Source organism: Streptomyces sp. NPDC020489 (genome assembly GCF_044386545.1).
GTDB lineage: Bacteria > Actinomycetota > Actinomycetes > Streptomycetales > Streptomycetaceae > Streptomyces.
Genome location: NZ_JBIRUZ010000016.1, coordinates 133,503 through 146,132, shown reverse-complemented (window position 1 = coordinate 146,132; position 12,630 = coordinate 133,503). Strand labels below are relative to the sequence as shown.

Annotated in this window: 14 protein-coding genes; all 14 read right to left on the bottom strand. The window is 70.7% G+C overall.

What is annotated here, in order from left to right; translation table 11 throughout:
• Window positions 1-8: 8 nt before the first annotated feature.
• On the bottom strand, window positions 9-905 hold the full coding sequence (locus tag ACH41F_RS34725) for an endonuclease/exonuclease/phosphatase family protein (protein ID WP_391238010.1): 897 nt from the start codon (window positions 903-905) through the stop codon (window positions 9-11).
• A 25-nt stretch (window positions 906-930) separates the two neighbouring features.
• Window positions 931-1,845 carry an endonuclease/exonuclease/phosphatase family protein gene (locus tag ACH41F_RS34720; protein WP_331724581.1) on the bottom strand — a complete coding sequence of 305 codons (915 nt, stop codon included), beginning with the start codon at window positions 1,843-1,845 and terminating at the stop codon, window positions 931-933.
• A gap of 63 nt (window positions 1,846-1,908) precedes the next feature.
• Window positions 1,909-2,514, bottom strand: coding sequence for a DUF6624 domain-containing protein (locus ACH41F_RS34715; RefSeq protein WP_331724580.1), 606 nt, complete (start codon window positions 2,512-2,514; stop codon window positions 1,909-1,911).
• Between the two features lie 34 nt (window positions 2,515-2,548).
• Window positions 2,549-3,106, bottom strand: a complete 558-nt coding sequence (locus ACH41F_RS34710) for a hypothetical protein (protein WP_391238013.1) — start codon at window positions 3,104-3,106, stop codon at window positions 2,549-2,551.
• Window positions 3,103-3,684, bottom strand: a complete 582-nt coding sequence (locus ACH41F_RS34705; protein WP_391238016.1) for a hypothetical protein — start codon at window positions 3,682-3,684, stop codon at window positions 3,103-3,105. Before ACH41F_RS34705 ends, ACH41F_RS34710 begins: the two co-directional genes overlap by 4 nt.
• Window positions 3,684-4,190, bottom strand: coding sequence for a LuxR C-terminal-related transcriptional regulator (locus ACH41F_RS34700; protein ID WP_053761321.1), 507 nt, complete (start codon window positions 4,188-4,190; stop codon window positions 3,684-3,686). The genes ACH41F_RS34705 and ACH41F_RS34700 overlap by 1 nt, the downstream gene beginning before the upstream one ends.
• A gap of 91 nt (window positions 4,191-4,281) precedes the next feature.
• Window positions 4,282-5,517, bottom strand: coding sequence for a cytochrome P450 (locus ACH41F_RS34695; RefSeq protein ID WP_363005122.1), 1,236 nt, complete (start codon window positions 5,515-5,517; stop codon window positions 4,282-4,284).
• Window positions 5,514-6,764, bottom strand: coding sequence for a cytochrome P450 (locus ACH41F_RS34690; RefSeq protein WP_391238021.1), 1,251 nt, complete (start codon window positions 6,762-6,764; stop codon window positions 5,514-5,516). The genes ACH41F_RS34695 and ACH41F_RS34690 overlap by 4 nt, the downstream gene beginning before the upstream one ends.
• Window positions 6,761-7,360 (bottom strand): ATP/GTP-binding protein, encoded by a 600-nt coding sequence (locus tag ACH41F_RS34685; protein WP_363005126.1) that lies wholly within the window; start codon window positions 7,358-7,360, stop codon window positions 6,761-6,763. Before ACH41F_RS34685 ends, ACH41F_RS34690 begins: the two co-directional genes overlap by 4 nt.
• On the bottom strand, window positions 7,341-7,667 hold the full coding sequence (locus ACH41F_RS34680; RefSeq protein ID WP_024126766.1) for a DUF742 domain-containing protein: 327 nt from the start codon (window positions 7,665-7,667) through the stop codon (window positions 7,341-7,343). Before ACH41F_RS34680 ends, ACH41F_RS34685 begins: the two co-directional genes overlap by 20 nt.
• A 26-nt stretch (window positions 7,668-7,693) precedes the next feature.
• Window positions 7,694-8,125 carry a roadblock/LC7 domain-containing protein gene (locus ACH41F_RS34675; RefSeq protein WP_024126765.1) on the bottom strand — a complete coding sequence of 144 codons (432 nt, stop codon included), beginning with the start codon at window positions 8,123-8,125 and terminating at the stop codon, window positions 7,694-7,696.
• On the bottom strand, window positions 8,118-9,443 hold the full coding sequence (locus ACH41F_RS34670) for a histidine kinase (protein WP_391238024.1): 1,326 nt from the start codon (window positions 9,441-9,443) through the stop codon (window positions 8,118-8,120). The genes ACH41F_RS34675 and ACH41F_RS34670 overlap by 8 nt, the downstream gene beginning before the upstream one ends.
• Before the next feature lie 139 nt (window positions 9,444-9,582).
• A complete protein-coding gene (locus ACH41F_RS34665) occupies window positions 9,583-11,445 on the bottom strand; it encodes a glycoside hydrolase family 15 protein (protein WP_391238027.1) in 1,863 nt (620 codons plus the stop codon).
• Window positions 11,446-11,563: 118 nt separating this feature from the next.
• Complete coding sequence (locus ACH41F_RS34660; protein WP_391238030.1) at window positions 11,564-12,481, bottom strand: Scr1 family TA system antitoxin-like transcriptional regulator; 918 nt, start codon at window positions 12,479-12,481, stop codon at window positions 11,564-11,566.
• Window positions 12,482-12,630 lie beyond the last annotated feature (149 nt).

Below are 12,630 nucleotides of genomic sequence, written 5' to 3'. Positions count from 1 at the left end.
GACATCGGTCACGCCGCCCGGGTGAGCGGGTGGTTGAGGATTTCGGTGAGGGCGTCCCGGTCCAGGCGCACCACGACCGTGTGGTGGTCGGACAGGCCCTTCATGTCGACGACCTCGACCTCACGGACGGCGGGCAGGAGCTGCTTGCTGGCGTAGATCCGGTCGATGCGCGCGTCCGGGCCGTGGGTGGCGCAGGCGTCGACGGTAGCCGCGACCGCGCTGGTGTCGCCCGTGGCCGCGACGAGGTGCCGGGCGACGTCCTGGAGGCCGGCGATGCGCAGGGTGTCGTCGGGCCGGTCGTCCATCCGGCGAACGCCGTCCGCCCCGAGGTAGGAACGGTGAGCCCGGTGGGGCTCGTCGCGGATTTCTTCCAGGGCGGGCAGGGCCGGGTCCCCCGGGGTTCCGACGACGGGGTAGCTGTTGTTGTCGCCGCCGAGCAGAGCGGGGTAGTGGACGTATCGGTCGCCGTCCCTTACCCACTTGTCGTTCCACTTGGTCAGCCACTCGGCCTCCGCCAGGCGCGTCGTGGGGGAGCAGTAGTTGAGGTGGTAGGAGCCCACGATCAGCGGGGTGGCGTCGGGGGCCGTTCCGGCGAGCTGGAAGCTGCACACGGTCGGCGGGAGCGCCCACACGGGACCGGTATTCGGGTACTCGCTGAACGGGATGAAGAGCTTCGGGTCGTGGTAGACGGCGGTGCAGCACTCGCGGCCGATGAAATCGACCATGCCAAGCACGGCTTCGGCCTCGTCCGCGAGCTCGTTGCCGTTGTCGTGGGCGCCCCACATCTCCTGCCGCAGGAGCAGGTGCAGGTCGAGCGAGGCCAGGCGGTCGTGCATGCGCTGCCACAAGTCGCGGTCGCCACCACCGTTGTTCTCGAAATTGCAGATCGCCGCGTTGATGAGCACGAGGGTCCCCCCGGAGGTAGAGGTGTCAGCGGGTGGGCGCGAGGGCTCGGCGGAGGACGTCGAGGTCGAACCGCGCGAGGAGCAGGGCGTGGTCGGAGACCGCTCGCACGTCGTCGTTCGCCAAGACCTCGAAGGCGGTCAGGGCCGGCGCAAGGTCGGGGGTGCAGTACATGCGGTCAATGCGCTGGGCGGGCCCTTGGTCGGTGCGCTTCAGGCTCGCCGTAGCCGCGATCGCGCCGGGCTGGCCGAGGACCGTGGCGGCGTGCAGGCCGAGGTCGGTGAAGACCGGGTTGCCGCCGGAGAGGATCTCGTCCGGTCGAGTGTCCGAGACACGTCGCCCGGCGCGCTCGACGGTCCGGTGCTGGTAGTGCACGCGGTCCTCGACCTTGTCCCAGTCCGGGAGCGCCACGGATTCCAGGTCCGTGCGGTGCGGGTAGCTGTTGGCGTCCATCCCCACCAGCGCGCTGCGGGAGTTGTCGGCGAGGGTGGTGAGCCGCCGCGCCTCGGTCGCGCGCAGGTCCGGGTCGAAGTGGCACAGGTGTGCCGAGGCGAGGTCGATCGGCTTTGCGCAGCCCTTGAGGCGGACGCGGGGATTGCAGATCGGCTTCCACGGCATGTCGTGCTCGAACTCGCCGTCGACGAAGAACACGTTGGGGTCGACCATCACGCCGACCGGGTTACGGCTGCGTCCTTCCCGCGGGGCGGACATGAACGGCGTGAGGCCGCCGAGCCGGTTGGCCTCGGCGTACAGGTCCGCCTTCCCGCGGTCCCAAGCGCCGGTCAGCTCCTGGCGCAGCACCACGTGCGGTTTGATGGAGACGAGGATGTCGCGGGCCAGGTCGCGGTGGTCTTCCCCTCCATGCCGACCGCGGCCGTTGTGCTCGACGTTCCAGCACACGATGCGGATTTCGTTGTCGAAGGTGGGCTCTGCCAGGGACAAGAGGGCATCTCCTTGGGCGGGTCGCGGCTCGCAGGACCGACTCGGGCTGGGATGGTGGCGCGGTCACGCCGCGCGTGCGTCGGGTGCAGGAGCGGGCCCCACCGCAGCGGGGGCGGATAAGGATGCGATTGGCCCGTGCCGCTCACGCAGACGGCGGGCCTGTTCGGTATACGGCGGCAGGCCCGCGTCGGCCCGGCGGGCGTCGAGCTGGGCGGGATCGGTGATCGGGTGCGGTTCGAGGAGCCCGTCGGGGCGGTACCAATGCTGGGTTCCGTACAGCTGCGCCTGCCCGCTGTTGACGAGCATCCGGTCCTGCAAGTGGGCCCACTGGGCAGGCGTCGCCTCGCCTTGCTGCGCCGCCTCGTGCAAGGCGGCGAGGAACCGGCTCTGAAGCTGGCGGTCCTGATCGGCGTGAACAGCAATGGCCACTGCGGCCTGGCATCCGTTCTCACCGACCTGGGACCGCCCTGGCCAGCCGTACCGGACCACGATCTCCCCTAGGAAGAGGGCGTTGTCGGCGTCTGCCTTCCGGGCCGCCGCGAACACGTCCGCAGGCGTGGCGGACCGGTGGTGGGCGGGCGTGCGCCACGACTCCCTGGCGATCTCGGCCCGCGTGGTCAGGTCGCGGCCGATGGCGGGCCAGTTGGGCGGGCTGCCGGGCGTAGTCATCGTGATGCGTCTGCCTCTCGATTGGTCCGGCTGGTCAGATGTCGGTCTCGGCGCGCACCAGCCACAGCCCGCCTGACCGAGCGGCAATCCAATGCAGCTGGGCCTCGTAGATCCGGTCGATGGGAGATACCGAAGTGCGGCTGACGGCGACGACGCCGCGGACGGGCGAGGCCGGGTCGGCGAGGAGGCGCAGCGCACGGGCGTAGCCGCGCCGCAGGGTGGGGTCGTCGCAGTCCCCGTGGCCGTCGAGCGTGTCGACGATCTGGTCGGCGACGGTGAAGGAGTGCCGGGCGGCGTGTCCCTGGGCGGCGGCGAGGTCGTCGGGCGGGTCCAGGTCGTCGGGCGGGTCCAGGTCTGCACGGGTGAGGGCATACAGGACCACGTGCGGCGGCCCCTCCGCGTGCCGCAGTGCGGCCTGGTTGATCGCGGCCCTCTGCGCGGCGAGCGCCTGAGACCCTGCCGGGCGCCACAGCGGCGCCAGTGCAGGGCGCTGGCCGCGAGCCCGCGGCGTGAGCGTACGGACGTCGTCAGGCGGCCGCCGGCGCGACAGCGGATCGCCGGAGGCAGACAGGGTGGCTACCTGGGGGCTCATCGGGCCCTCACCGTCGGCAAGGGAAATGCGTCGGCGGAGGCGGAGATCGCCACGGTGGGCGCGGGGCGCAGCTCGGCCCGCAGCCGCAGGGGTGTGACGCGTTCGCCGTCGGCGCGCCGGACAGCCGGCAGATCCTCCCACCCGAGGTCACGCAGCAAGACCAGCAGCGTCGGGCGCGTCTGGGAGGCAGCCGGGATCTCCCACCAGACCCACTCCAGGCCGTGCTGTGCCGCGTGGTCGGCAAGCCACAGCGCCAGCAGCCGCGCCGCCTGGTCATCGTGTCCCGGCACCGGCGGAACCAGGGATACCCGGACCCCAGGGCCCGGGTACGCGCGGCTCCAGTGCGGCAGATTCTCGCCGACGTGCACAACGAGGCACCCCACGAGCTCCTCGTCGTCGTAGAGGCCGGTGACGATGGCCTGCGACTGGATGAGGGCGACCAGCGGGCCGGCGGGATGGTCGATGCCCTGGTCGGCGAGCCGGCGCGTGGCCTCCTGAGCGAGCGCTGCAGCCTCGGCTCTCGCTGCGCCGGTGCGGACCGGAAGCATCGCGTACACCGGGGTGTCGACGGCGCCCATCACGCCGCTCCCGCCGTGGACGCGGCGAGCGCGGGCCCGCTGACGGCGCCGGACGGTGCGGATTCCCCGAGGATTCCCCAGGCGTGGCCCAGACCGACGAGGTGAACCTCGTTGCACGCGCCCGCCTTGGCGGCGACCGCGTCGATCTCCGCCCGCACGTCGTCAGCGCGCACCCCGATCGCCTCGCCGATGGCGGCGTTGAGGGTGTGCTCGGCGACGGCCCGGATGACCTTCCGGTCGTGCTCGGTGAACTCCGGCGCAGGCCCGGCGGATGGCGGCGGCACTTCCCGGGCCGTGAGCAGGGCGTGGGTGAGGACGGCGCGCGAGGAGCCCGGGCGATCGAGCTTGCGGCGGGCAGCGGCGAGGTGGCTCGCCACCGTGAACACGGCCAAGTGGACCTGGCGGGCTATCAGTTGGTTGGAGCCGCCGTAGACGAGGCGTGCGGCGACGCGCTGCTGGTCGCGTGTGAGGAGGGCGGGCGAGGGCGAGGTGTCGGTGGTGGTCATGGTCGGTCCTGGGCCAGAGGGAGGGTGGGCGGGTGGTCGAAGGCGGTCGGCGCGCGCTGGGGAGGAGGGATCCCCGGCACGCCCGGTGCTGTTACGGCGTGGGGTGCAGTGCGACGGGGAGCGCGGTGACGTCGGTGCCGATGAAGGACCGCTGCGGCTCGAGGTCGTTGACGTCGCCGATCAGAGCGAGCTGGGGGAAGCGCTGGAACAGGGCGGGGAGGGCCTCTTCGGCTTCGAGCTTGGCGAGGCGGGCGCCCAAGCAGTAGTGGATGCCGTAGCCGAAGGCCAGGTGCTGCTTGTCGTCCCGGTCGATGCGGAAGGCTTCGGGGTTCTGGTGGATGTCCGGGTCGAGGCCGTGGGCGCCGAAGCCGATGATGATCGCGTCGCCCTGGCGGATGACGACGTCGTCGCCCAGGTCGATGTCCGCCGTGGCGTAGCGCAAGGGCATGTACATGATTGGCGGGTGCAGACGGAGGGCTTCGTCGATGACGTCGCTCCAGCGCGCCGGGTCGGCCAGCACGGTGGCGAGCTGGTCGGGGTGGGCGAGGAGTTCACGGACGGCGGCGTTGATGAGCGCGACGGCGGTCTCGCTGCCGGCGCCGATCATCAGGATGAGGGTGGAGACGAGCTCGGTGTGGCTGAGGCGGTCGCCGTCCTCTTCATGGGTGGCCAGCAGCAGGCTGGTCATGTCCTCGCCCGGGTGGCTGCGCTTGGTGTCGATCAGGGTCTGCATGGCCCGGCCGAGATCGCGCTTTATGGCCTCGGCTTCCTTGGGGGTGACGTCCGTAGCGAGCACGGAGTCGATCACGCGGAGCATCTCAGGCCGCTGCTCGGCGGGTACGCCGAAGAGGTCGCAGATCACCCGGGTCGGGATGGGGTAGGAGAAGTGCTCGCGCAGGTCGACGGGGCCAGTGGAGGCGAGCGTCTCCAGGTGGTCGAGGAGGTCGGTGACGATCGCGTGGATGGCGGGGCGCATGGCCTCGATCCGGGCGGGCGTGAACGCGCGATCGACCAGCCGACGCAGCCGCTGGTGGTCGGCGCCGTCGGAGGTGAACATCGACACGACGTCCACCCACGGGTACAGCCACGGTATGGAGCCGGGGGTGTGGGAGGGCCAGGACTTGCGGGCGTCCTTGGACACGTCGTCGTGGGTGAGGAGCACCTTGGCGACGGCGCCGCGGGTGACGGCCCAGGCACTCACGGCGCCAGGCAGACGGACGCGGACGGCGGGCCCGGCGGCACGGAGCATCTCGGCTTGGGCGAACAGGGCGCGGCCGCCGCTGCTGTCGAGGGTGACGGCCGCGGTAGGGGAGGTGCTGCTGGTCACGAGGTTCCTCCTGCAATAGCAGTGGCGGGGATGCGGTCGGCGGACTTGGGACGGAAGGTGACGGGCATCGTCTGCGGGCACTGGTGGAAGGGGCCGTGCCGCAGCAGAGGTTTGGCGCTCTCATCGGTCAGCGTCATGTCCCACAGCTGGTCGAGGATCGTCTCGACGGCGGTCTGCACGATCGTGGTGGCCTGGGAGATCGCGGGGCAGCGGTGCGGCCCGGCCGACCAGGCGAGGTGCGCCTGGCTGTCGTAGCTGAGGCCGCTCGGCAGTGCGGGGTCGGTGTTCGCAGCGGCGTGGGAGATCAGGACCGGGACACCGCCCGGTACAGGAACACCGTGGAGGTAGGTGTCATATCGGGCGAAATGGACGGAGAAGTTTGCCATGGGCGCGCGCTCCCACAGCGCTTTGCTCAGGGCCCGGCGCACGGTCAGCGTGCCGGCCGCGAGGCTGCCGGCGTACTCGTCGTCCCGCAGCAGCAGGTGCAGAGTCCAGGCGGTGGCGGCAGCGGCAGGGATGAGGCCGGCGCCGGTGACGCAGAACAGCTGGTTGAGCGCCTCGTCGTCGCTGAGCGCCGCACCATGGTTGATCATCCAGGAGGTGAGGTCCTGGCCGGGCCGCGCCCGGCGCAGCTGGATGAGTTCGAAAAGCAGTCCCGCGAAGTCCGCGGCGCCCTGCGCGGCTTCGGGGCCAGCGCTGATGAGGTCCTGGCACGCGCGCACCATCTGATCGGTCTTCTCGGGCGGGCAGCCAAGGAGATCGGCGAAGACGAGCATGGGCACCATGTCGGCGAAATCGGCCATCAGGTCGGCCTGACCGCGGGCGATGACCCGGGCTATCAGCGTCAGCGCGCTGCGCCGGGTGATCTCCCTGAGCCGGTGGGGGCTGATCCGGGCGATGCAGTCGTCCATGGCCCAGCGCAGGCGGGCGTGCTCGTCACCATCGGTGTAGAGGACGGAGGGCCGCCAGGCCATCATGCCGAGCACCGGACTGTCCGGGGGGACCTGCCCCTGTGCCAGGGCAGCCCACAGCCGCGAGTCCTTGGAGTAGACGGCGGTGTCGTTGAGAAGTGTGACGGCGGCCCGGTGGTCGGTGACGACCAGGGCGTGCACGCCGGGGGCGATCTCGGCCCATCCGGCCGGGCCTTGGGCGCGCAGCTGATCGTAGACGGCGCTTGGGTGGGCGGCGAATGCGGCGCCGTGCAGCATGGGGCAGCCGCTGGTGGCGAGCGGGGGCGGCGTGGTCATGAGACGGGCTCCAGGCTGGGGCGGGACAGCAGGTGAGAGATGAGCGCGATCAGCGGCCTCTTTGCCGACTCCCTGTGCCGGACGTCGCACTCGACCAGGGGCGTGGAAGGGGTGAGGTCCAGGGCGCGTCGCAGTTCGGCTTCGCCGTAGCGTGGGGAGTTGTCGAAGGTGTTGACGGCGACCACGTAGGGCAGGCCGGCTTCCTCCATGCGTCCCATGGCGTCCCAGGACTCGGTGATCCGTGCGGTGTCGACCAGGACCACGCCACCCAGTGCGCCCTGCATCAGCTCGTCGACCATGAAGCTGAACCGGGGCTGGCCGGGGCCGCCGAACAGGTAGAGCACGATGTCGTCGGTCAGGGTGAGCCGGCCGAAGTCAAGCGCAACGGTGGTGGTGGTCTTGTCCGACAGGCCGCGCAAGGTGTCAACCGCCTCGCCAGCTTTCGTCATGCGCTCTTCGGTCGAGGCGGGACGGATCTCGGACACGGCGCCGACGAGGGTGGTCTTACCGACAGCGAACGGCCCGAGCACGACCACCTTCACGGACTGGTTGACCCCAGGCGCCAGGTAGTGGCCCTCAGAGCTTTTCAAGCGCATCGAGAATCCTCTCCAGCAGATGACGGTCGGTCTGCTGAGCGGCGGGGACAGGGCTGCGGCTGAGGAGGTGGCCACTGTCGACGAGGGAGGCGACCAAGACCTTCGTCACGGCGGCCGGCAACTGCAGATCGGCGCTCACCTCGGCCAGCGACAGCACGCCGGGCAGGCAGTGCTGCATCAGGCGGTGGGAGTGAGCGTCCAGTCCGGCCAGCGGCTTGTTCGGATCGGCGATCAGCAGCGTGGCCACGTCCAGGGTGCGACGGGTGGGTACGGCCCTGCCCCCGGTGGGGGTGTAGGGCCGTACCATCCCGGCGCGCCGGCGGCCGCGGGGCGTCACGAGGTCCGGGCCCTCGCGCGCGCGGACAGCGCGGGGGCCAGGCCCTTGATGGCCTTGATCGTCTCAGCGGACGCGACCGCCACCTCGGCGTCGGTCATCTCCGCACCGACCGAGACGGCGAGCACCGAGTTGTGGCCGGCCGCGAAGACGAGGACGCACGCTCCGGGAAGATCGATGATGATCTTGCGGGGGATCGTGTCGTCGGGCGTGGGCGCGAACTCGCCGACGCCGCGGCCCAGCGAGAACAGGCTGGAGGAGCTGGCGGCGGTCCGGTCGGCCACGTCGCGGTGCAGTCCCTCGGAGTGCGCCAGCACTAGGCCGTCGCTGGTGAACAGGACGGCGTGCTCAACGCCCTTCGAGCCGGCGAGACGGTTGAGCACCCAGGTCATGTCGTGGGTGTCGGCGGTCGGCTGCTGCTGCTCAGTCATGGAGTTGATCTCCTTCAGGGGTGTTCTCGGTGTCGTGGATGGTCCGCCCGAGCTGGGCAAGGCTGGCGGAGAACGCATCCGGGTCGTCCGCCGGTGCGGGCTCGCTGGCCCGGGTCGGCGCGGTGGCAACCGGCGAGCGCCGCCGCCGCTGGGGCAGACCTCCAGGAGCCGTCGGCTCCAGGGGAGTTGCATCTGTCGCTCCTGCGGCCGCCGCAGCCCCCGTGGGAAGGGATGTGTGCCTGGCAAGGGACGCGGCCGCATGGCGGTTGGCCTCGATCTCCTCGTCGGTCGGGCCGTGCCCGCACAGCTCCAGCGGGATTCGCAGTACCGCCCGCACACCGCCGTACGGGGAGGTGCTGGTGACGTCCGCAGAGAAGCCGTACTCGCTGGTGAGACGGCCGATGACCGCAAATCCGAGCTGGCCGGTGTCCTGCACGGTGGTGACGTCCAGGACCTCGCGCTGCCCCAGCACCCGGCTCGCTTCCTCTCGCTGGAAGCGGTTCATGCTCAGGCCGCCGTCGTCGACGACGATGCAGTACCCGGTCTGGAACGCTTGCACTTCGACGAACACCTTGCCGTCGGAAAACGCCGTGGCGTTGGACAGCAGCTCCGTGAGCGCGACGGTGACCGGCTCGACGACCCGCCCCTCCAGCCAGGTCTCCCCGGTGCGAGGCTCGTACGTGTAGCTGACCCGCAGGTAGTCGCTGATCCGCCCGCGAGCCGACTCCACAACCTCGCGAACCGTGCAGTCCGCGCGCTGCAGCCCCGGCCACGATCCGGTCAGGATCCGCATGCGCTGCAGCGTGTGCAGCGACTGGGTGACCAGGTGATCGAAGTTCATCAGGCTCTGGTGGTACGCCGTGCCGTCGGGATGGCGCTCCATCTCCTCAACGACACGCATCTGGCAGCGGTGTAGACCGGTCTGCGCCTCGTCGATCATGTCGCGCACCGAAGACCTGGCCGCGCGTCCGATCTGCTCGCGCGTGACGGCCACAGCCTCCTGCAGCAGCCGTCTCACGGCCTGGTGCGCGTGGTCGACGACGGTGCCGGCGAGCTGCTCCTGGCTGAGCCCGGGGACCGGCACACCGCGGTGCCCGCGCGCCACAACGTCCACCAGAGCGGGCATCGTCACCTCGGCGAAGTAACGAACCTCCGTCTCCAGCGCGGCAATTCGCGTGCCGTCGGATTCGTGCTGCTTCTCCAGCCCCGCGCAGCGCGAAGCCAGAAGACGCTTGGCGCGGGTCTGCGCGAAGAGACCGGCTGACGTGGCGGCGAAGCCGACACCGAATATGGCCGTAGTCACCTGCGGATCGAGCATGGGGATTCCTCACACGTCGGGGTCGGCTGTGGGCGGCGCGCGGCGGCGCAGAGACGCGGCTGGAGAACTGGCGTGCGGCCTGTGAGCTGACCGGGCCAAGACGACCAGGAGCCCGGACCGGCGACGCTCTTCGGTGTGCTCACGCGGCGATCACCGGCGCGGCCGCCGTCTTGCGGATCTCGGCCAGCAGGACGGCGCTGTTGGTGAGCCCGAGCATCGAGTACGCCTGAGGGAAGTTGCCCAACTGCCGATTCGCGACAGGGTCGTACTCCTCGGCGAGCAGGCCCACGTCGCTGCGCAGCGACAACAGCTGCTCGAACAGTGCCTCGGCCTCATCCGGTCGGCCGGTGAGGGCGAGCGCGTCGACCAGCCAGAACGAGCACAGAAGGAACGCGCCCTCGTCGCCCGAGAATCCGTCCATGCCCACATGCCGGCCGTCCGTGCGGTAGCGGTGGACCAGGACGCCGTCGGAGGCGAGTTCCCTGCGGACGGCGTCGACCGTGCCGACCACCCGCGGGTCGTCGGCCGGCAGGAACCCGGTGTGGGGCAGCAGCAGGAGCGAGGCGTCCAGTTCCTTGGAGCCGTACGACTGAGTGAACGTATTGCGCTGCGAGTCGAAGGCGCGCGCGCACACCTCGGCGTGGATCTCCTCACGCAGGCTCACTAGCTCGGCCAGGTCGGCGTCGAGTACTCCCTGGTCGGCGAGGCGGACCGCGCGGTCGATCGCCACCCAGCACATGATCTTGGAGTGCGTGAAGTGCCGTCGGCCGCCGCGGACCTCCCAGATCCCGTCGTCCGGCTTGCGCCAGTGCCGTCGGACGAAGTCGACGAGCTTCATGATCAAGCTCTCGGTGTTCTCGCACCGGGCTACGCCGTGCTCGTGCGCCAGAGCCAGCGTCTCGATGACCTCACCGGGCACGTCTAACTGCAGCTGGTCTACTGCGCCGTTGCCGACACGGACCGGGCTCGAGCCTTCGTATCCGGACAGCCAGTGCAGCTCCCGCTCGGGCATGTCGCGGCGCCCGTCAAGGCGGTACATGATCTGCAGGTTCTCCGGATCGCCGCCGAGCGTGCGCAGCAGCCACCGCCGCCACGCGATCGCCTCGTCGCGGCATCCGGTCCGCAGCAGCGCGGACAGCGTGACCGCGGCGTCCCGCAGCCACACGTAGCGGTAGTCGAAGTTGCGCTCCCCGCCGAGTTCTTCGGGCAGGGAGGTCGTCGGGGCAGCGACGATTCCCCCGGTGGGGGCGTACGTGAGCGCCTTCAGCGTGATCAGAGACCGGATCACCGGCTCGCGGTGCGGGCCGTCGTAGACCAGCTGCCCGGCCCAGGCTTCCCAGAATGCGCTTGTCTGCGTGAGCGCCGCCTCGGCATCGGGAACCTCGGGCGCGGGAGCGTGGGACGGTTGCCAGCTCAGGGTGAAGGCCACCCACACGCCCGCCGTGACGGTGAAGCGGTGGTGGACCGCACCATCCTTCTCCGTTCCCGGCACGGACGTGTCGAGCCAGAGCGCGTCGGGTCCGGACACCGCGGCCGTCCGCCCGTCCGTGTCGTAGATCCACGGCGTGCGCCGGCCGTAGCCGACACGTGGGCTCAGTGTCGACGTCATCTCCAGCGTGCCGGAGACACCCTCCACGATCCGGATTAGCTGCGGACCGTGCTCGTGACGCGGCGGCATCAGGTCGAGCACGCGGACCGTGCCGGTCGCGGTGTCCCACTCGGACTCGAGAATCAGCGTCTGCCCGCGGTAGCGGCGGCGGTTCGCGTGCGCGGCGGGCTCGCCCGCAGGAACGGTGGGGGCTATCCGCCAGAACCCGTGCTCGTCGGTGCCGAGTAGGCCGGCGAAGACGGCGGCCGAGTCGAAGCGCGGCAGGCACAGCCAGTCGACACTGCCGTCCCGGCAGACCAGGGCAGCGGTCTGCATGTCTCCGATGAGGGCGTAGTCCTCGATGCGCGGACGGCGCACAGACGGTGCGTGGGGGATCGGCGTCGCGGTGGTCATGAAGTGCGGTCTCCAGGCGAGGCGAGGATGGCGTAGGCGTGGGATTTGTCGAAGCGTTCGTGCAAGGGAGCGGGGCGACGCCAGGAGGCGGTGGTCACGGGCCCGTTGGGGGCGACGTTCATGAGGCGGCCCTCCGCTCCATGGCCTCAGCCGCGCAGGCGAGCTCCTCGCGGGTCTGTTCGCGGGTCCAAGCGGCGTCCACGGCTTCCCGCAGGCCGGCGCTGACAAGGTGGGCGACACGGGAGCCGGTCTCGTAGCTGGGGAAGAGGCCGACGCCAGCCACCATGCGGTGCCCATGGACGGTCACCTCGGCGACCGGGCCGACTGTGTGCATGAACAGGACCGGGTTCATCGGCAGGATGCGGACAGCCAGGCCGCGGCCGGGCTCCTCCCGGCTCACGAGGCCAGCCAGATGCCGAAGCTGCTCGGCGATCACCGCTGACTGGCGGCTTCCCCTGGTGAGCACGGTCTCGTCCAGGAGCACGGTCCGCCGCTGGTCGGCTACCCACGGGACGCGGTGAACCCACGACGGAAGTCCCAACACGGGCTCATCGGGGGTGGCACACACCTCCGGGGCAAGAACCGCCCGCGCGTATTCCTGGGTTCGCAGACCCGCCGGGGCCATCATGCAGAACTGGGTGACCTCGCTCGCCGTCCGCATCACGGCGATGTAGCGGGCCGTCGCCTCATCACGGACCACATCCGCCCAGCAGTCGTGCGGGGCACGCCGGACGTAGCCCCGTTCCTCGCGCACGCTGCGGGTGTAGGCCCGCGGCGGCAGGCTGCTCACCAGGAAGTCCGTGTGATCGCCCGCAACGCCGTACAGCCGTAGGAGCGTGCGCAGCACGTCCGGCCGTATAGGGGACTGGGCCCGCTCCCACCGGCTGACGGCTGATGTGGACATCCTGACGGCGTGGGCCGCGGCCTCCAGCGTGATGCCCTTCGTCTCGCGCAGGTACCGCAGGTAGAGGCCCATCACGATCCGGGCAGGAGGCTGCGGAGCCTCGGCCGGTGGCGACGGAGCAGCGTGAAGCATGGCGGAGTGGTCCTTGCGTGGAGTGTTCGGGCAGGTCAGGAGGGGGCATGTGGCGGGGACGGCGGGCGGTCTCCGGGCGTGGGCGGGGTTCGCCGAGCGGTTCGCCTGAAATCGAAGTGCGCCAGGGCGCCCATGGCCGTCACGATCAG